The following is a 19,292-nucleotide window of genomic DNA, read 5'->3' on the forward strand; positions in this document are numbered from 1 at the left end:
GGCCTCCACGATCAGGCGTCGGCAATGGCCTCCAACGGGCGCGTGCGCGCAGCTCTGGCAGCAGGCCAGAGGGCCGCACCGACTCCGACGATCGCCGACCCGATCAGCATCCCGATGACCTGCCCCCACGGAACCGTCACGACGCCGAGGCCTTCGTCGCGAAGCGTCCGCACGAAACCCCAGCCGAACACTATTCCCAGGACCAGCCCGACGATGGCACCGAACAGCGCTATCAAAAGGGACTCGAGATAGATGGTGCGACGCACCTGGGCACGCTGCATCCCCACAGCCCGCAACATCCCGATCTCTCGACGGCGTTCGACCACGGAGAGAGCGAGTGTGTTGATGATGCCGAGGATCGCGATCACGACTGCCAACGCGAGGAGCCCGTAGAGAACTGCGAGCAGAGTATCGATCTGTTGGCTCTGGCTGCCCTTGAACTGGTCGCGATCCTGTACCTGTACGACGACGAACGGCTTCGTCGACGCCTCGAGGTCGCTGCGGAGGACATCGAGATCGGTACCCGCGGCTGCACCGACGAGAACCACGATGTCCGAGCGCACGATGCTCGGCGTCACCTGCTCGTAGACGCTCTCGGATACGAGCCAGTCACCTACCAAAGGGCTGTCCTCGTAGATACTGGTCACGGTCACCGGGACGCGCACACCGTCGAACGAGTCCAAGTCCACCACGGTTCCCAGCTGCCAGTTCTTCTCGCTGGACGCCGACTGCGAGACCGCGATGCTGTTGCCGGAGAGTTCTGGATCGCCCTCGACAACTTTTCGATCGAACAGGCCGTCGGGACTTCCGTCGAGGGCAACCCCGAAGGTGGGTTCACCGGAGATGTTCACCCGTACCGGGTGCAGTATTGCGACCCTGTCCACCCCGGGGGTGTTACGGGCGGCTTGTCCTGCCCCGACCGGAACACCGATGGCTTGAGGTCCGCTCAGGATGTAGTCCGCCTCGATCCCAGTGTCGACGAGAGCGTCCACACTGGCTTTCGCCGACGCACCGAGTACGCCGATGACGGACACGAGCATCAGACCGAGCATCAGAGCGAAGGCAGTTGCTGCCGTGCGGCGGGGGTTGCGGACCGAGTTGGTCCGTGCGAGACGACCGATCGCACCGAAGGGCCGAGTGAGCACCGATCCCAATGCGCCGACTATCGGCCGCGAGAGTGACGGAGCGGCCAGCGCGACGGCGATGATGACGGCAACGGCTCCGACTCCGACGGTGCCGGCAGCGGCTCCACCTGTCGATTGTGCGCCCACGACCAGTGCAGCCGCGCCGAGCGCGCCGATCACGATCCCGATGATCGTCCGCACGCGAAGACTGTCACCCGCAGAGGCGAACTCTTCTCGCATGGCCGCGATCGGTGGGATCTTGGCGGCACGACGGGCCGGCGCGTAGGCGCTCAGTACCGTCACGACGATCCCGACGAGGAAGGCGACGAAGACGGTTCTCGGTTCGAGAGCGAGTGCGCCCGATGGCAATCCGACGTCGAAGGCATTGAGCAGAGCACGCAGGCCGTAGGCGAGCCCTACGCCGCCGGCGAACCCCAGTGCGCTACCGATGATTCCGACGATGAGCGCTTCGAACACCACCGAGCGGCTGACCTGGCTGCGGCTTGCGCCGATGGCACGGAGCAATGCGAGTTCGCGGACTCGCTGCGCCACGATCATCGAAAACGTGTTGTAGATGATGAATGTGCCGACGAGTAGGGCGATGCCGCCGAACGCCAGCAAGAAGTAGTTCACGAAGGACAACGCGGATTCGATCGTGTCCTGGGCCTCGGCGCGTACCTCGTCTGCTGTCTGAACCTTGGCATCCGGTAGCGCGGCGGCGACCTCTTCGCGTAGATCGGCCTGCGTCATGCCCTTTGCCGCGAGATCGTTACCAGCGACGTCGTAGTACTGGACATGCGAGCCGTCCGAGAAAAGCTCGTTCGCTTGGCTCTGCAGGAACTGGACTCCGATATAACCGCCGGATTCGGTCGCGGTGTCGTAGATTCCGGTCACCGTGACATCGACCGTGCCTTTGGATGGGATGAGGACCTGAGTCGAGTCCCCGACGGTGAGGCCGGATCTCTCTGCGCCACCCTCGTTGATTGCGACTTCACCGGGGGCCGTGGGCGCGGCGCCGGAGAGAAACTCTTCTTTTGCTCCGAGTCGCTGCTCGTCGGGGATGTAGGCCTCCCCGATGGTGGGCGCACCGCCGGACTGAACTGTCGCCCCGGACTTGTCGAGAACGACGATCTGTCCACCGACGTAGGGCATCACCGCGGCCACGTTCGGGAGGGCCTCTATGGCCGCGGCATCCTGGGTGGGGACTCCGCTCGAGCCGGCTTCTTCCGCACTGACCCGAACATCCGCACCTGCCGCGGTGTCGGAGAAGATCGAGGAGAACGTGCGCTGCAAGGTATCGGTGAACACGAACGAACCTGCGACGAAGGCCGTTCCGAGTACGACGGACAGGACAGTGAGTGCAAGACGAACTTTGTGTGCGGCAAGATTTCTCAGTGAAACCTTGCGCATGGGATTGGCGGCCATGATCAGACCGTCTCCAACTGCTTCATGCGGTCGAGGACTGTCTCGGCTGTCGGATTCGCGAGTTGATCGATGACAGCGCCGTCGGCCAGGAACACGACGCGGTCCGCGTAGCTTGCTGCGCGCGGATCGTGGGTGACGATCACTACCGTCTGGTCGAAGTCGTCGGCCGCGGCGCGCAGAATGCTCAACACTTCGCCGGAGGAACGCGAGTCCAAGTTGCCGGTCGGCTCGTCGCCGAAGACGATGTCGGGTCGGCCTGCGAGTGCTCGCGCGCAGGCGACGCGCTGCTGTTGTCCTCCTGACAGTTCGCTCGGGCGATGATCGAGGCGATCGCCGATCCCGAGCTTGCTCACCACGGTGTCCAACCATTCCTTGTCCGGCGTGCGGCCGGCGATGTCGAGCGGAAGGGTGATGTTCTCCAGTGCCGTCAGGGTGGGGACGAGGTTGAACGACTGGAACACGAAACCGATTCGGTCTCTGCGCAATCCGGTCATCTGCTTGTCGGACAGGTCGGTCAGTTCGGTGTCACCGATCGTCACGGTCCCCGACGTTGCGGAGTCCAGGCCCGCAAGGCAGTGCATCAGTGTCGATTTTCCCGAACCGGAGGGGCCCATGATTGCTGTGAACTCGCCGCGCGCGAACTCCACGCTCACCTCGCGCAGAGCGTGGACTTGGGTATCCCCGGAGCCGTAGGTTTTGGTCAGGGCGATCGCGCTGGCGGCGATATCAGTCATAGTGTTCAGTCTTTCAGTGTTCGGGAGTCTTCACTATCGGGGGACACCCTGAGGCGCGCCCACCTATCATGGATACATGCGAATCGGGGCACACGTCCGCGACTCCGCCGACCCGATCGGTTCCGCGGAGAGTTTCGGCGTCGATCTGGTTCAGCTTTTTCTCACCGATCCGCAGAAGTGGAACAAGCTCGAGCCCCACCCCCAGGGCGAGGACTTGAAAGCCGGCAACATCGACGTCGTCGTGCATTCGTCGTATGTCCTGAACGTGGCGAGCCTGAACAATCGGATCAGGATTCCTTCGCGTAAGGCTGTGATCGAGCAATCTGCGGCCGCTGCCGAGATCGGCGCGATCGGTCTGGTCGTACACGGCGGTCACGTGCGTGATGGCGAGGACGCCACGAAGGGCGTCGAGAACTGGCGCAAGTTGTTCGAGCGCCAGGAGGATGTGGGGGGCTTCGGCGTGCCGGTCTTCATCGAGAACACAGCGGGCGGAGATTTCGCCATGGCTCGCCACTTCGACGACATTGCGCGGCTGTGGGACGCCGTCGGCGAATTCGGTGCCGGTTTCTGTCTCGATACCTGCCACGCTTGGGCGGGAGGCGAAGAACTCATCGGCGTCGTGGATCGAATCAAAGCCATCACGGGCCGAATAGACCTGGTGCACCTCAATAATTCGCGCGACGAGTTCGGCTCTGCGCGCGACCGGCATGCCAACCTCGCCGACGGAACGATCGATGCCGACGTGTTGGTCGCGGTCGCCGAGGCAGCAGATGCTCCGGTGATCCTCGAAACGCCCGCCGACGGACTGGCCGAGGACGTTCGATTTCTGAAAAGCCTCTAGAGGAACATCGAGATCGTCTTCTCCCAGAAGCGTTCGAAGTCGTCGACGTCCGCGCAGGTGAAGACTCGGCTGTTCCAGCGGAACTCGGTGTCCACCATGGTGACGCCTTCGATGTCGATGACGTTGCAGGTGACGGACAGGTTGTGGGTCAGCGGGTCACTGTCCTCGGGGACAGCTTCACCGGTGCCGTACTCGAACGAAATCTGAGCGCCTGCTCTTCGTGCCAGCGCTGGAGGGCTCAGCACGTGCTTGGCGGTACCGAAGTCCAAGCCTTCGTTGGGGGCTGCGGCGACGCGGCGACGGACCTCGGAGGTGAGTACGTCGACATGGCCGGTGGACGGAAGGCGAACCGGGAAGAATCCACGATCCTCGGACGCTGCGTCGAGATCGCCGAATCGGCCGGCTTGGATGTCGACGAGCACTCCGGAGGTGCAGTTGCGACAGCGATCGCTCTGCCACGAACCGACGGTGGCGGCGAGGACGGCAAGCAGAGTGGTGGCCGGTGGATGATGTGCACCCGCCCATTGAGTACGCGAGGAAGTGACGACCGAGGAATCGATCGTGTCTATCCGGGGATCGGTGCGACGGCTTCCGAACGGCCGTTCTTCGGGAGTGAGAACTGCAACCCAGTAAGGAACCTGTGCCGCTGCGGACTGTGCTGTCACCGACTGCCTTCCGCTCAGTGTCGCCTAACCTAACTAATCTCACTGTAGCGAGATCGGGAACGATTGGCGAGAGGGGGTCAGCCCAGAAGCCGAGGAGCCGAAGGTGACGGCGGAAGCTCCCCGTCGTTCAGCCGATCCAGAAGCTTTTGCGACCACACCAGAAGTCCGGCCACATCGAGTCCGTACGGCGGATCGACCTCGTAACCGAGGATTCGGTCGTGGCCTTGTTCGAGTAGTGATCGTGCCCCTACGGCATTACCACGTAGGAGGTGCGTCAGGCCTACAGCGAGCTGAGCGAGGCCCTGCCAGAGCATCTGCTCCGGTTCCGGTGAGTCCTTCCACGTTCCTTCGAGAATCTCGTGGGCATGGAAGGGCATGTCGGCATCGAGTAATCGTTGTGCTTTCGCGATGGACTCGTGCGGCGCAAGCCTGAGGTCCTCTGGGATCCGTTCGACACCGATTGCATCGCGCGCGAGCGGCCGTCCCAAACCGTCGCGGGGGCGTGCATTCAGCGGTTTACCGTTGGCATCGCGTTCTCGTTCCGGCATGTGCGGTCACACCTTGCTGGTCGTCGTCACCGTGTGGGTCGTCTCGGTCGGGGTCTTTGCTGTTACTGCAATCAACGCGAGGAGCGCAATCGCCGAGACACCGACCATCGTGACCGATACTGCCACGGCGTCGTTGCCGAGAACACCGACGACCGGTGCGACTATGGCGCCGGAGCCGAACTGCGCTGCGCCGAGCAGGGCTGCGGCAGTTCCCGCGGCTTCACCGTGCCGGGACAGCGCCAGGGCAGGCGCGTTCGGCATGACGAATCCGACTGCCCCGAGGACGAACCACAGCGGTACGAGAAAGCCGATTATTCCGCCGACGTCGCCGACGGCGAGGACGGTCATCACTGCGGCGGCGAGCACACCAGCCGACAATGCGCTGATCACGATACGTACGGGTGTGAAGTGGGCAAGGAGAACGACGTTGAGCTGTGAGGCGCCGATCAGGGCGATCGCACCGAGCGCGAATACGACAGCGAATTGCTGCTCGTCGAGTTCGAATTGTTCCTGGAGCACGAACGACGAACCTGCGACATAGGCGAAGAGGGCGGACATCGCGAGAGCGGCAACCAGCACGAGTACGACGAACTGTCCGTCGCGCAGGAGGCTGCCGTAGGTGCGGACCACCGGCATGATGCCGCGACTGCGACGCCGCTCCGGTGGAAGGGATTCACGAAGTGAGAACACAGCGAGCACGAACAAAGCCACACCGAGCACGGCAAGGACACCGAACACCCAGCGCCACGAGCCGGCAAGAAGAACCGCCCCACCCAGCGACGGCGCCAGGACCGGCGCAACCCCCATTACCAGCATCAGGCGAGACAGAACGGTTGCGGCGGCTCTACCGGTGAACAGATCGCGTACGACGGCCATTGCCACGACCGCAGCTGCCGCTGCGCCTAGGCCTTGCAGCCCACGAAAGAGACCGAGGACGGCGACATTGGGAGCGAGGACGCACAGCAGTGATGCGACGACGTGGACCGCTGTGCCGGCGATGAGTGGCAGTCGACGGCCGACGATGTCGGACAGTGGACCGATGACGAGCTGGCCGAGGGCCAATCCGATCAGTGTTCCGGTCAGCGTGAGCTGCACTGCGGCCGAGGACGAGTTCAGATCGTCGACGATCGCCGGCAGTGCGGGTAGGTACATGTCGATGGTCAGTGGGCCCAGCGCGATGAGCGCACCGAGAACGAGAATGACCCTCAGTCGCTCGGACGATGTCGGCTCGGTGCGGACCACTGCTGGTTGGTCGACAGTCGCTGTTTGTTCCGGGGCTCGAGACACCCAAAGGTCAGCAACGAAGTTGACCGATATGTTCCCGTGAGGGAAGCGTTGGGGCTAGAGTCCGCAATCGTGACCACGCCAGAGGACAGTCCGCGGCAGGCTATCGCCCGGGCGTACATCGATTCCTTGCTCTCCCACGATCCGAGCGCAGTGAAGTTCGCGCCCCACGCACGCCGCGTAGAGAACGGACTGACCACAGGATTCTCGGGCCCTGGGTTGATCAAGGCGCTCGGTAACGCGTTCTATTACCGCGCGATCATCGGGATACGGAACATCGAACTCACCGAATCCGGAGACACGGTGCACTCGACCTTCCTGATCGATGCGGGAGTGCGTGGCAAGCGGATAGTGACCGTCTCGGTCGAGGAAAGCTTCCTGATCCCGGACGACACCATCCACCACATTCGCGCGAAACTTCGGATCCCCCTCAGGCGGGCACGCGCAACCGCCTGAAACCCCGGTGTCGAGCCCGCCTACGCGGACACAGCAGCCGACGTCGCGTCGAGCCGTGCAAGCTCCTCCGTCGACAAGGACAGCGTCGGGGCGGCCATCAACGCGGGCAGCTGAGAGATTGTGCTGGCGCTCGCGATAGGTGCCGTGACAGTCGGCTGATGCAGCAGCCACGCGAGCGCGACGGTGGCGATCTCTTCCTCGTGAGCGAAGGCGATCTCGCTCAACGCATCGACGACCTCGAGTCCCTTGTCGGTGAAGTAGCCCGTCGCGAGCCGCTTCCGGGGCTGGCCACCCTCTAAATCCTTGCGCACGCGGTATTTGCCGGTAAGAAACCCCGACGCCAAAGAGAAGTACGGAAAGACCCCGAGATCGTTATCGGCGGCGAGTGGGGCAAGGTCGGATTCGTACGCGTCCCTGGTGACCAGGTTGTAGTGCGGCTGCAGAGCAATCGGTGCTGCGAAATTATTCTCGCGTGCGACCTTCAACCACTCCTCGACGCGATCGGCCGAGAAATTGGAGATCGCGACGTACCGGACCTTGCCGTCTTCGATCAGCGAATCGAACGCTGCGAGCGTGTCGACGAGTGGGGCATCGCCGGAATCGGTATGGGCGAAGTAGACGTCGATGTGGTCGCTCTGCAACCGCTTCAACGACGCCTCGGCCGCGGCGGCGATGTTCTTCGGTGTCAGTCCCTTGAACTCGGGATGCTGGCTGACCTTGGTTGCGATGACGACGTCGTCACGGTTGCCGCGGGCAGCGGTCCAGCTTCCGATGATGGTTTCGGATTCGCCACCGGAGTTGCCGTCGACGAACGCGGAGTACGAGTCGGCCGTGTCGATGAAATTTCCGCCACCGGCGGTGAACGCGTCGAGAATCTCGAAGGATGCGCTTTCATCACTGGTCCAGCCGAAAGTGTTGCCACCGAGAGCCAGCGGAAAGATGTCGAGGTTCGAATGTCCGATTGCTACCACCGAGTACTCCTTCAGTCGTTCAGAACTAGCCGTGACGGGGAACACCGCCTCGGTGTCGATTATTCCGCTCGAGGGGGCCAGCGCGTGTTGGGCGCAGCGGGGCGCGGGTGTGGAGCCGCTCGGGCAATTTACTCTCCGTGTTGGGATTCGAACCTCCTGCAGGGGGTTCGAATCCCAACAGGCGGAACATTTGCGCGGAGACGGATCTTCCGCGACGAGCCCGGCCCGTTCACCCGCGCGAAGCAGTCGGTCGGATGCGCCTGCGAGCCACCGGATGATGTCAGTGGCCGGTGTGGTCGACGAGCGGCGTGCGAGGTCCGAACTTCGGTTTGACGGCCTTGCCGCTCACTGCAAGAAGGCGCACCGCCCGAAACCTGTGTGGTGCAAGAGGTTCGAGGTACTCGACCATGCCGGCATCGTCGAGGGGGCGTCCCAGCAACGACCAACCCACGACGGCAGCCAAGTGATAGTCACCCACGGACAACGCGTCGGGATCTCCGAATGCGCGTTGCGCGACCTCGGCGGCGGTCCAGACGCCGACCCCCGGAATCGCCCGCAGCCGACGCGTCGCGTCCGCCGCGGACATCGTCGCAGTCTCCTCGAGCCTGCCTGCCGACTGGGCGCAGCGAACTATGGCCTTGGACCTGGCCGGATCTACATTCGCCAGATGAAACTCCCACGACGGGATCATGCGCCACACCTCCGCCGCGGGTGGCACGAACATCGGCTTCGGCGTCGGCCCAGGGGCGCGCTCGCCGAACTTGGTGACGAGTCGGCGCCAAGACGCGAATGCGGAAATCCCGTGCACACGCTGTTCCAGAATGGCTGGCACCAACGCTTCCATGACGAGGCCGGTGCGGCCGAGTCGGAGGTGTGGAAACTCCCGATGCGCCTGAATCAGCGTCGGATGCTCGGGCGCGAAATCGGACGCGTCGTCGCCGATGCCCAGCAGGGCGGGCAGCATGCCCGTGAACTCTGCAGCGCCGGGTCCCCAGGCTTCGCTTCGAACGCTGAACCGAGAAATTTGCGTCAAGCGGTAGGTGAGAAGGCCTGTTTTCAGACGTGAGGTTCGCCACACCGAACCCGTTGAGTCGCGCTCGAAAGTGGGGTCACCTTTGCCTCGACGAAGCGGGGAGAGCGTCATCGCCACGTCCATCGGGTGCTCCGAAACGAACTCGGTCACGACCGAGTTCGAGGCGGCGTGGAGATCGGACGACAACATGTCCGATGGAGCCTAGCGCTCAGAACCTACCGGCGACCGAAACGACGGTTCGACCGGTGATCTGTCCCTCTCTGATCTTGTCGAGAGCGGATTGGACGTCGGTGACGGGAATCTCCGTCGTGAGTGCAGCGAGGTGTCTCGGACGCATGTCGGTTTCGAGTTGCTGCCAGATTGCCCGCCTGCGCTCGATCGGCAACTGCACCGAGTCGATGCCGAGCAGTGTGATACCTCGCAGGATGAACGGGAGCACAGTCGTCGGGAGTCGAGTTCCTCCGGTCAAACCGCTCGCAGCCACAGCGCCCCCATAACGCGTCGTGCTCAGGAGATGGGCGAGCGTCGCGCCACCGACGCAGTCCACCCCTGCGGCCCACTCTGCACGCCCCAGCGGCCGCGGCTGCGCGTCCGGATCATCCGGAATTCGCCCCATAACCGTGGACGCACCGAGGCTGGTCAGCAATGCGGCCGCCTCTTTCTTTCCAGTCGATGCATGAACTTCGAATCCGGCTCCCGCCAACAGATCCACACTGACAGTCCCCACGCCGCCACTTGCGCCGGTGACCAGAACCGGGCCGTCCGACGGCGTGATGCCTCGATCGAGCAGGGCGCAGACGAACAAAGCTGCCGTGAATCCAGCTGTTCCGATCGCGGCCGCCTCACGCGTGGACAATGTAGTCGGAGGTACGACCCAATCTGCCGGTACGCGAGCAAATTCGGAGTAACCACCATGTTGCGCGGTGCCGATGTCGTACCCGTGAGCAACCACGGATTGCCCGACAGTGAAGTCACTGCTCGTGGAATCGACGACGGTTCCCGCGATATCGATTCCGGGAATGATCGGATATCCGCGTACGACGCCACCTTTCGCGGTGATCGCCAAAGCGTCCTTGAAGTTGACGGACGAATTCTCCACAGCGATGGTGACAACACCCGATCGGTCGGCGTGCGTCGATAGAAACGACTCGTTCACCGGTTCCGGAGCGAGCACGATCCCGTCGGATTCCCGGGCGACAAGAGCTTTGAAGGACACGGGCACGGAGTTGCTCACAAGAGGTGATCCTTCCGATCTCGGTTGCGCACCGACCAAATCCAATCCAGCGCGGCGCCTGTTGTTTGTCGGAGGACCGAAGTAGGGTCCTGCTTCGTGATCATTGTGAGTACGGATGGCTCGTGTCTGCGTAATCCGGGAGGCGCAATCGGGTGGGCTTGGGTCGATCACACCGGTCCCAGCGACTCCGGCGGCGAACCGTCGGGAACCAATCAGATCGCCGAGTTACGGGCTCTCCTCGAAGCAATCCTCGCCCATCCGGGCGATGAGCCGTTGTCCATCGAGTCGGACTCGCAGTACGCCATCAAGTGCGCATCCGAATGGCTTCCCGGTTGGAAGCGCAAAGGGTGGATAACCTCCTCCGGTTCCCCGGTCAGCAACATCGAACTCATCAAAAGCATCGATGTCGCGATCACCGAGCGCACCGGGCCGGTCCGGTTCCGTTGGGTACGCGGACACGTAGGGAATCATTTCAACGAAGCCGCCGACGCACTGGCCGGTGAAGCTGCGCGCGCCGTCGCCGCTTCCGGAGCAGTTGCGACGCCCTCGAAAGCTGCGCCTGCGAAGGCTGTACCCGCGAAGGCTGCGCCTGCAAAGGTTGCACCGAGTGCTGCGAAGCCCCGGAGTAAGGCCGCCGAGCCGGTCGACGAAGTAGCGACGCTCTTCTAGCGATCGTCGCTGTCGTAGCTCAAATAATTCATCGCTGTACAAAGCATGAATGCAAGGCTGGGGGCATCGAAAAGAAACTTCTGGAGGTTGGACCCATCCACGTTCACACCAGCGGCGAATAAGTCATGAGACACCCGCTGCTGCTGTCGCCCCCGACCGCCGTCAGTAGTGGGTGTCTCACCTTATTTATCAACCTGTCGCACAGAGGTTACTTCTGATCCGACCGCTGGTTGCGGGGAACGCCCCACTGCTTGATTTGAGGTCGCCAGTGCGCTGAGTTCGCGGCCAGCGCAGTCGGTGGTGTGAGCTCGCGCGCAAAGTGTCGCAGCACCAAGAACAGCCCCACCGCATAAAGCGCCGAGAGCGCATTGCCCAAGAGGAGCGTCTGGATCACCTCGCCCATTGGGCCATAGTCGACCGGGGCATCCGATCCCCCGGCACCGACTCCATCTTGCAAAGAGTGCAGCGCCGCGGCCAATGCCCAGCCGCCCAGTCCAGCGATGGTGAACAGGTGAGTGGATCGATAGGCCGCCAGCCAAATTATCGCGGCCGCTATTGCCGTGAACAGGGGATGCGCGATCTCGGTAAGGGGGCGGATCCCCGACATCACTAGATGGACATGCTCGCCCGAAGGCAAGATGTAGAAAACTCCCTCGATGATCCCGAGCGTGGCGCCGCTGATCAACACCATGAGCATTCCCGCGCGGGGGTCACGGAAACGGTCCCCGGCAATCTTCCACAGCAGTAAAGGAACCAGTAGTTTGGCTGACTCCTCCACCAGTCCGGTAAGCCACATCTGGTCCGACAAGGGCATTTTTGCAAGCGGCTCGAGCCAACTCTGTACAACTGCCGAGATGCCAAATCCGACTAGACCGGAGATGACACCGGCTATGGCGATCGACCGCAGATTGGGTAGGTCCGAGAAATGCAGGTGACGTTCGAATATCAGAAGGAAGCCGTAAATGCTGATGATCAGTCCGAAAGCGACGAGCACCAGCCACCATTTGTTCTCCGAGCTTTGAATGGTGCCGATGATCCCGCCGCAGACCGTGATCAGCCAACCCAGAATGAACAGCCAGAACCAGGTTTGGGAGAGGAATCCGAACAAGCGCCGAGTTGGTACCGGTGGTGGGACCGCGTGAGGATCCGGGCGGGTTGCTCCCGTCCAAGCCCGACCATCCCATTCGCCGGCGACCCCGGGACGTGTCGGTGAATACCAGGCGGGCGCGACTGCTTCGACCCTCACCGGCGAAGTGGCATGGCCATTTATCTCGTTCAACGAACTCTCCCGTCGGCGCGGCGAGGCACCGGTCAACTCGCCTTGAGAAAAGGATACGGATTTAGCTACCCACTGCCGGGGGATTGCAGCAAGATGGACCCTCGAACGTGGTCAGGGCCGAAGAGGTGAATGACATAGCGGGCAAGTGCTGCAACGGGCGGTCGTATTTGCGCAAAGAAAAAATCTAGAAGTAGTCGCAGACGGTTTAGTGGAAGTATGTTGTGGGTACTGGTTCTTTTTTAATTGTAGAAGCCCCATCGAATGTGTCGCTCGAGACAGTCGAATATGCGGACCGGATGGTCTCTGCGCGGGGTACGAATGACCGTTACTTCAAGATCTCTGAATAATAGGTGGTCATTTCGCCCTATTTTTTGCCGCGGGATGGGATATCTTTTTTCTGAAAAGTCCCTCGACACCCGAGTGAAGGCAGTGGTCATGAAAAAAATATTTGTGCTGGGCCTGGCATTTACGGCAGCGACATTCATCGCTTCGTGTTCGAACGATGCGAGTAGTCCGAGCACCTCGACGTCGAGCGTGACATCCACCTCCGCGACATCCTCGACCCCCACCCCCTCGAAGTCGGCGGCTCCAGCAGTACCTCAAGCTCCGGCGGCTCCAGCGGCTCCAGCAGTACCTCAAGCTCCGGCGGCTCCGGCGGCTCCCGCGGTCGTTCCGGCGCCAGGTGTGCAGGGCGCAGACGGATCCACAGGCAATCAGCTGTCAGCGGGTTACTGCGCACAGAACGAAGACCCGGGTTGCCCAGCAGGAAGCTACGTCGGCCCGAATGCCATTCCTAATCCCGACGGATCCGATACCTACGTTCCGTGCGAGGGCACAATTTGCACCAATCCGGACCAGGGTGCAAACACCGATCCTGATGGGCCTCCCGCGCCAGGACTGCCAGGAAGCGACACCGACAACTGCGACGGAACTATCTGCACCAATCCCAACAACGGGGGCAATTGAACTTGCCTCCACCGTGGCGTGGCGTGGCGTGGCCACAGTCTTCGAGACGGCGGCCACGGCACACTGCTTCGTTTCGGTAAAAACGCCGAGTCCCGATAACTCGCTCTTCGAAACTGTGTCGTCGGATCACCCATCCGCCCCTCCACCGGCGGCGAATAGACAATGAGACACCCGCTGCTGCTGTCGCCCCCGACCGCCGTCAGCAGTGGGTGTCTCTCTTACTTTCTTCAGTCAGCTCGCACAGTCTGCTCGAGATCCTCGCCATGTCGAGGCCGCTACATCCCGCTGTGAAGCTCGCCAGCGGCACCGTGGCGTGAAAATGCGTCGGAACATCCGCGTCGTACAGCACGTCGATCAGGTTGCAGAAACGCTGGACGGCATTATCGTCTGTATCCTTCAGCGCCGGAATGCAGCGAACTGTCAGGGATTCGAGTCCTTCGATCATCGCCAGATAGTCACCCGTCGATCTGGGTTCGACACAGAGTTCGGTGAACGACCACCCGAACGACGCATCCGCCGTCGACCACGTGCCCGTCGAGAATCGGGTCGAGGCGATTCCATTGACTCGATAATCGAGCGGTCCATCGACTTCGATCACCTGCATTCGGGATTCCAGCAGCGCAATCGTGGGAAGGAACGCCTCGTGGAACAGCGGATTGGGCAAAAGTCCTGCTGGCGGGTAGTTCGACGTCGCCACCAACGAGACTCCGCGAGTGAAGAGTTCGTCGAGCATGCGGGACAGGAGCCTCGCGTCGCCGATGTCGTGCACGTGCATTTCGTCGAAGCACAACACTGCTATGTCCCCCAGTAGTTCGTCCAAAGCCCGCTTCAGCGAGAATCCATGCCGAAAGTACGACGCGTGGAGGTCACGAAAGAAGCTGTGGAAGTGCACTCGCTTCGTGGCGACACCGGTGATGGATTCGACATAGCGGTCGAGGAGCCAGGTCTTTCCGCGCCCAACGGGTCCCCAGAGGTAGACGCCGCGGATGTCTGCACTGGCGAGAACGTCGGCAGCGGCGGCTTGGGCAGCGTCGAGTACGAACGACGAGTCGAAGCCGGCGCGGGGAACTCCAGGTCTCATGAAGCTGACTCTACATATGTAGAGTGTTTGTTATGGACCGCCGAACTGTGATTGCTGACGCAGCGATCTCACTGATCGCAGACTCAGGGGTACGTGCGTTGACGCACCGAGGGATCGACTCGGCACTCGACTTGCCTTCCGGTTCGACGTCGTACTACTTCCGTACAAAAAAGGATTTGATCGATGCCGTGGCCGAACGAATCACGGAGTCATCACGTACATCGTTCGAACAAATGGCTTCCGGCGATCCAGTGGAGGTGACGGTCACATATCTGGTGGATCTCCTGACCGAACGTGGAGATCAGCTGAGAACTCGGCATGCCCTGACGCTCGATCCGTCCCTCGATCCCGCAGCGCGCGAGCGCCTGGCTCGATGCCTGTTCTCAGCCGAGCGTGCAACCGAAGTGTTCGGCGATGTGCGGCAAGGTGATGGATTTCTCGCCCTGTGCGAAGGGCTCATCGTTGTTGCGTTGATTAAGGGCTCCGACAGAGCGCTGGGTTACGACGTCGAGTCCCTACGTGCCCCGGTAGCCAGGTATCTCAACGGCCCCGGGGCGTAGCGCGGACAGAAACTACTTGGTGAACGCCAACGATTGGACGATCTGCAGGCCGAGCGACTCATCGCCGAGAAACTCGATCCGGTCGATCGCCGCGGAAGCGTCGATCCGGCCACCGCACAGGCGGGTGAAATCTCCGGTCGGAAGCGCGATCGTGACCGTCGCGGGGCCTGCCAGTTCTTCGACGACCTGTGCTCGCCCGGTGACGTCGACGTGTGCTCGGCGGGGCCGGTTACCGGTCAGGTCGAAGGTGACCGACGAGCCTTCGGGTGCTTTGCCTAGTTTGCCGACGATGTATCCGAGTCCTTGGACGATTTCGTCGACCGAGTAGTCGGCGGAGACGCTGTCCATACCGCCGGGCGTCCCGATGGCGTCGCGGATGTCCTGCTCGTGCATCCAGCAGTCGAACACTCGGATACGCATGAATCGTCCGTACGTCGCTTGTCCGGCAGGGGTCCACGACGGCGCGGCGAAGTCCTCGTCCGACATTGCTTCGAGGGCCCGAGCACGATCGCCCGTGACCGTCCGGAACCGTTCGATCAACTCGGCGGGGGTCAGTTGACTGAACGCCTGAATCCACTTTTCGTTGAGCACGCCCATGTCGTTGTGTACGTGCGCGAGTGCGCTGACGTCGACGTCGGATTCAGGAGGCGTTTGCCCGGCGAGCGAGAGTTCGGTGCCGACGATATGCGCGATCACATTGTGGACGCTCCAGCCCGGGCAGGGCGTGGCAGCGGCCCACTGGTTTTCGTCCAGTTCGCGCACCAGCGCGTCGATGGATGCCCACTCCTCGATCAGTGCCTTTACGATGCTGTCCTTGTCGATCACTGCGTGCTCCCGTTCGTTCGAGATTGTCCGGTCGGCCGGCTGTCATGCGGGAAGTAGTTGCTGCACACGAGCGTTCAGCTACTTCCCGAAGTCGTACGTGATCCCGGTGAGTCTTTCGCTTGCGTGCCAAAGCTTTTCGGCAAGCTCCGCGTCCTGAGCTTTGGACGAAATCTTGGCAGGGCCCGGGACACCCCTGGATTCGAACAACGAGCTCGGGCCGCTGTACGAGCCCGGCCCGCCGCTCTCGAGGGCGTACAGGGTGGGAAGAGCGCCTGCGCGCGCGGACTGGGATATGAACTTGAGCCCGATCGAAGCGGCGAGGGCGGCGATCTTCGAACTCCCCAAACCGTCCGGGCTGGTGTAAAGCGCAGTCTCGGAAATACCCGGGTGCGCTGCATTGCTGGTGATCGGGATTCCGGCCCTGTCCAGCCTGCGTTGCAGTTCGAGAGCGAACAATAGATTCGCGAGCTTCGAATTGGCATACATCCGCTGCGGTTGATAGCCCTTGGTGGCTTGTAGGTCTTCGAAGTCCAACTTCGGTCCCTGCTTGTGCGCAACCGAGGAGACGGTCACGACCGTTGCGTGATCTGCTGCACGCAGATTCGGCAGCAGATGGCCGGTCAATGCGAAGTGTCCCAGGTGGTTCGTTCCGAATTGGAGCTCGAAACCATCCTTGGTTCCCGCTCTTCTCGCCGGCATCATCACGCCCGCATTGTTGATCAGTACGTCGAGACTCTTCGGGGCGGACTCGGCGAACTCGCGGACCGAACCAAGGTCGGCGAGATCGAGGTGTGCAGTGTGGACAGAACCTTCCGGTGCCTCCGCGGCGATTTTCTCTGCTGCCCTGTTCGCCTTGTCCAGGTTTCGGCAGGCCAACGTGACGTGGTCGCCCTGCTTGACCAGTTCGAGTGCTGTGAAGTAACCGATACCGGTGTTTCCGCCGGTGAGAATGACATTTCGCTGCTTGTTGTCTGGCACGGGCAAAGGTTACCTTCGGCTAATCGGATCTGCCTATGACCGAAATAGGCGCAGGGTCGACGCAGTGCCGGTCGATTCACCGCCCGCTAGTTCCAGAGCACAGCCACAATTACATTCACGATTGCCAGTCCACCGGCAGCATGGACCAGGTTCACCACTGGCTCGGAGCGCTTCTGCCGGGCGCGGGCGATCTCGGCACAGGCGACGACGGCCAAGCCGACGAGCAACTTCACGCCGATCTTCCCCATGTTGTAGTCCTTGCCCAGAGAATCCACGCTTTCGCCCAATCCGACGAGGACGATGCCGGCCAAGAACGCGATCCGCGCGCCCCACACCATCACCTCGGTGATGCGCGGTGCCTTGATCACTGTGAGATAACCACCCACGATGGCGGCCATTGCGACAAGGTGCACAAGCACCACGGCGTTGTATATGAATTCCATGCCGTCACCCTATCGGTGATCGGATCCAGAACGATCAGCAAATCGAGCAAGTGAGGTGCGAGGCAGTGAAATGCCCGCGCTCCACGAGTACACCCGGTGGCACCGCTAGGCTGCGAGGATTCGGTTCGAGCGAGGGGCGTGTCACCGTGGGCGAGACGGCAACGAGCGTACTGACAGCGGGTGTGGTCACCATCCTGGCGGTCGCGCTGATTACGACAGTCGCTCGCCGACTGGTCGGCCTCCGGGTCGGGCTGGTGCGGTCGATATCGGCCGCGGTCGTCGCCCTTGGCACCGAGTTGGGATTCGAGTCTCAGGTTGTGTGGCAACAATCCTCGAATCGGCTGGCCTTCATCCCACTGCAGATCGGCATTGTCGTCCTGGTTGCACTGCTGTTCTTGGTACTCATGGAGTTGCTGGTCCCCCAGGGCAGCCTCGACCGCCCAGACCAGATGGTGCGAGCGTTCCGAAGGCAGATCACCATGGCACGGCGCGGAGCGCAACTCATCGCAGTGGCGTTCAAGCACGGCCTGCCCCGTACCGCGCGCGTGCGAGGGGGGCCGTTCGGAGGCACACCTGAGCAGCGGCACGCTCGAGCTCGGGAACTGCGCAGTGCCATGGAAGAAGCAGGCGTCGGGTTCGTCAAATTCGGCCAGATGCTCTCTACCCGCAAGGATCTGCTTCCAGCCGAGTACCTCGACGAGCTGTCCCGGTTGCAACAGCGAGCCGCCCCAGTCGGCTGGGAAGACATCACCCGAATCTTGCACCACGAGTTGGGCCATGACCCGGAGCACGTATTCGCGCACATCGACCGCGAGCCAATCGCCGCTGCGTCGATCGCGCAGGTCCACCGCGCACGCCTGCACACGGGTGAAGAGGTGGCCGTGAAGGTGCAACGGCCAGGTATCGGACCGCTAGTGGAACGGGACCTTCAGATCGCCACCCGAACAGCGCGCAAACTCGATCTGTCGACATCGTGGGGGCGTTCCATCGGGATCTCGGCGCTGACCGAGGGATTCGCCGACGCGCTGCGCGAAGAACTGGACTTCCGGTTCGAGGCTCGCAATCTGGCCTCCCTGCGGGCAGTTGTCAGCACCCACGAGTCGACGCCTGAAATTGTCGTTCCCAAACCGTTTCCGGACTATTCCACCGGCCGGGTGCTGGTCATGGAGTTCACTTCAGGAAAGACTCTGGCCGCGCCCGGTGCCCTCGATGGATTCACCGCTGCCGAGCGCGAACGCCTGGCCCACACCCTGTTCGACTCGCTGTTGCGCCAGGTAATCGTCGATGGGGTCTTTCACGCGGACCCCCACCCTGGAAACATCGTACTGATGGGCGACGGGAGGGTCTCGTTCATCGACTGCGGCTCCGTCGGGCGTATCGACTCACATCTGCGCGCCGGTCTCGGGCAGTTCATGCTCGCAATCGAACGAAACAACCCCGACCAGGTGTGCGATGCATTGCTCGGGTTCGTGGCGCGGCCCGAAAACCTCGACGAGGATGCTCTGCGCCGCAGCATCGGGCGGTTCCTGGCGCTCTACATGTCCCCGGGCGCAGAGCCCAGCGCCGATATGTTCGTAGATCTGATCCGACTGGTTTCCGACTATGCGCTCGTGATGCCGAACGAGGTCGCCGGGGCCTTCCGAGCAATCGGGACGCTGGAGGGGACGGTCTCCGCCATCTCACCCGGACTCAGCATGGTCACAGAGGCCCGCGCGTTCGCTTCGCAGCACTTCGCCGACAGTCTCTCTCCGCAGTCGCTGCAGGAGGCTGCGAAAGACGAGCTGATCACGATGCTTCCCATTCTGCGCCGGATGCCCCGACAGCTCGACCGCGTCGCGTCATCGCTCGAGGCCGGACGGCTGAAGGTGAACCTCGGATTGTTCTCCGACGCGCGCGACCGCAAGCTGATCGTGGGACTGGTCAACCAGGTCGTCTTAGCGTTCCTCGGCGGGGTCGCCGGAATCATGGCCGTCGTACTGCTGGCCAATCCTGGCGGGCCGCAGGTTGCCGAGTCGATCACGCTCTACGAGATCTTCGGCTTCAATTTGATTCTCGTCAGTGCGATCTTGTTCTTGCGCGTGCTCTATGTGGTGTTCGCGGGAAGACGCCGCTAGAACATTCTGGGCCACCGTTGCCAACCCAAACCCTCCACCAGGACCGCCTGGCTAGGGTGGAG

19 protein-coding genes are annotated in these 19,292 nt (G+C 62.3%); 6 read left to right on the forward strand and 13 right to left on the reverse strand.

The window, feature by feature from the left end; genetic code table 11:
- Window positions 1–11: 11 nt before the first annotated feature.
- A complete protein-coding gene (locus E5720_RS11105; RefSeq protein WP_168708332.1) occupies window positions 12–2,549 on the reverse strand; it encodes an FtsX-like permease family protein in 2,538 nt (845 codons plus the stop codon).
- Between the two features lie 2 nt (window positions 2,550–2,551).
- On the reverse strand, window positions 2,552–3,283 hold the full coding sequence (locus E5720_RS11110) for an ABC transporter ATP-binding protein (RefSeq protein WP_136170708.1): 732 nt from the start codon (window positions 3,281–3,283) through the stop codon (window positions 2,552–2,554).
- 76 nt (window positions 3,284–3,359) lie between these two features.
- Here E5720_RS11110 and E5720_RS11115 point away from each other — a divergent pair, with 76 nt between their 5' ends.
- A complete protein-coding gene (locus E5720_RS11115; RefSeq protein WP_136170709.1) occupies window positions 3,360–4,124 on the forward strand; it encodes a deoxyribonuclease IV in 765 nt (254 codons plus the stop codon).
- On the opposite strand, the gene E5720_RS11120 is transcribed toward E5720_RS11115, so the two are convergent.
- From E5720_RS11120 to E5720_RS11130, 3 genes are all read right to left on the reverse strand, one after another.
- Window positions 4,121–4,789 carry a hypothetical protein gene (locus E5720_RS11120; protein ID WP_136170710.1) on the reverse strand — a complete coding sequence of 223 codons (669 nt, stop codon included), beginning with the start codon at window positions 4,787–4,789 and terminating at the stop codon, window positions 4,121–4,123. The genes E5720_RS11115 and E5720_RS11120 overlap by 4 nt on opposite strands.
- 77 nt (window positions 4,790–4,866) lie before the next feature.
- Window positions 4,867–5,337 (reverse strand): DUF309 domain-containing protein, encoded by a 471-nt coding sequence (locus tag E5720_RS11125; RefSeq protein WP_136170711.1) that lies wholly within the window; start codon window positions 5,335–5,337, stop codon window positions 4,867–4,869.
- Window positions 5,338–5,343: 6 nt separating this feature from the next.
- Window positions 5,344–6,579: a multidrug effflux MFS transporter gene (locus tag E5720_RS11130; RefSeq protein WP_247595914.1), complete on the reverse strand. Its 1,236-nt coding sequence runs from the start codon at window positions 6,577–6,579 to the stop codon at window positions 5,344–5,346.
- A 114-nt stretch (window positions 6,580–6,693) separates the two neighbouring features.
- Between E5720_RS11130 and E5720_RS11135 the strand changes: the two genes are divergently transcribed.
- Complete coding sequence (locus E5720_RS11135; RefSeq protein WP_247595915.1) at window positions 6,694–7,077, forward strand: hypothetical protein; 384 nt, start codon at window positions 6,694–6,696, stop codon at window positions 7,075–7,077.
- A 20-nt stretch (window positions 7,078–7,097) separates the two neighbouring features.
- Here E5720_RS11135 and E5720_RS11140 read toward each other — a convergent pair whose 3' ends face one another.
- From E5720_RS11140 to E5720_RS11150, 3 genes are all read right to left on the reverse strand, one after another.
- Complete coding sequence (locus E5720_RS11140) at window positions 7,098–8,048, reverse strand: aldo/keto reductase (RefSeq protein ID WP_136170713.1); 951 nt, start codon at window positions 8,046–8,048, stop codon at window positions 7,098–7,100.
- Between the two features lie 280 nt (window positions 8,049–8,328).
- Window positions 8,329–9,204: a DNA-3-methyladenine glycosylase gene (locus tag E5720_RS11145; RefSeq protein WP_136172608.1), complete on the reverse strand. Its 876-nt coding sequence runs from the start codon at window positions 9,202–9,204 to the stop codon at window positions 8,329–8,331.
- An 85-nt stretch (window positions 9,205–9,289) separates the two neighbouring features.
- Window positions 9,290–10,315, reverse strand: coding sequence for an acryloyl-CoA reductase (locus E5720_RS11150; RefSeq protein WP_247595916.1), 1,026 nt, complete (start codon window positions 10,313–10,315; stop codon window positions 9,290–9,292).
- Window positions 10,316–10,411: 96 nt separating this feature from the next.
- Here E5720_RS11150 and E5720_RS11155 point away from each other — a divergent pair, with 96 nt between their 5' ends.
- On the forward strand, window positions 10,412–10,984 hold the full coding sequence (locus E5720_RS11155; protein ID WP_136170714.1) for a ribonuclease H: 573 nt from the start codon (window positions 10,412–10,414) through the stop codon (window positions 10,982–10,984).
- A gap of 208 nt (window positions 10,985–11,192) precedes the next feature.
- On the opposite strand, the gene E5720_RS11160 is transcribed toward E5720_RS11155, so the two are convergent.
- Complete coding sequence (locus E5720_RS11160) at window positions 11,193–12,092, reverse strand: PrsW family glutamic-type intramembrane protease (protein WP_168708333.1); 900 nt, start codon at window positions 12,090–12,092, stop codon at window positions 11,193–11,195.
- Window positions 12,093–12,797: 705 nt separating this feature from the next.
- Between E5720_RS11160 and E5720_RS21690 the strand changes: the two genes are divergently transcribed.
- The gene (locus E5720_RS21690) at window positions 12,798–13,229 is read left to right on the forward strand and encodes a hypothetical protein (protein WP_168708251.1); all 432 of its coding nucleotides are present in this window, start codon (window positions 12,798–12,800) and stop codon (window positions 13,227–13,229) included.
- A gap of 199 nt (window positions 13,230–13,428) precedes the next feature.
- On the opposite strand, the gene zapE is transcribed toward E5720_RS21690, so the two are convergent.
- Window positions 13,429–14,310 carry a cell division protein ZapE gene (gene zapE, locus E5720_RS11170; RefSeq protein WP_136170716.1) on the reverse strand — a complete coding sequence of 294 codons (882 nt, stop codon included), beginning with the start codon at window positions 14,308–14,310 and terminating at the stop codon, window positions 13,429–13,431.
- Between the two features lie 32 nt (window positions 14,311–14,342).
- On the opposite strand from zapE, the gene E5720_RS11175 reads away from it, so the two are divergent.
- Window positions 14,343–14,870, forward strand: a complete 528-nt coding sequence (locus tag E5720_RS11175; RefSeq protein WP_136170717.1) for a TetR family transcriptional regulator — start codon at window positions 14,343–14,345, stop codon at window positions 14,868–14,870.
- A gap of 12 nt (window positions 14,871–14,882) precedes the next feature.
- Here the strand turns inward: E5720_RS11175 and E5720_RS11180 are convergent, their stop codons facing one another.
- The 3 genes from E5720_RS11180 to E5720_RS11190 form a co-directional block, all read right to left on the reverse strand.
- Complete coding sequence (locus E5720_RS11180; RefSeq protein WP_168708334.1) at window positions 14,883–15,695, reverse strand: maleylpyruvate isomerase family mycothiol-dependent enzyme; 813 nt, start codon at window positions 15,693–15,695, stop codon at window positions 14,883–14,885.
- Between the two features lie 78 nt (window positions 15,696–15,773).
- A complete protein-coding gene (locus E5720_RS11185; protein ID WP_136170719.1) occupies window positions 15,774–16,673 on the reverse strand; it encodes an oxidoreductase in 900 nt (299 codons plus the stop codon).
- An 86-nt stretch (window positions 16,674–16,759) separates the two neighbouring features.
- The gene (locus tag E5720_RS11190; protein ID WP_136170720.1) at window positions 16,760–17,116 is read right to left on the reverse strand and encodes a hypothetical protein; all 357 of its coding nucleotides are present in this window, start codon (window positions 17,114–17,116) and stop codon (window positions 16,760–16,762) included.
- Window positions 17,117–17,262: 146 nt separating this feature from the next.
- Between E5720_RS11190 and E5720_RS11195 the strand changes: the two genes are divergently transcribed.
- Window positions 17,263–19,230 carry an AarF/UbiB family protein gene (locus E5720_RS11195; protein WP_136170721.1) on the forward strand — a complete coding sequence of 656 codons (1,968 nt, stop codon included), beginning with the start codon at window positions 17,263–17,265 and terminating at the stop codon, window positions 19,228–19,230.
- The last annotated feature ends 62 nt before the right edge of the window (window positions 19,231–19,292 follow it).

Source organism: Rhodococcus sp. PAMC28707 (assembly GCF_004795915.1).
GTDB lineage: Bacteria > Actinomycetota > Actinomycetes > Mycobacteriales > Mycobacteriaceae > Rhodococcoides.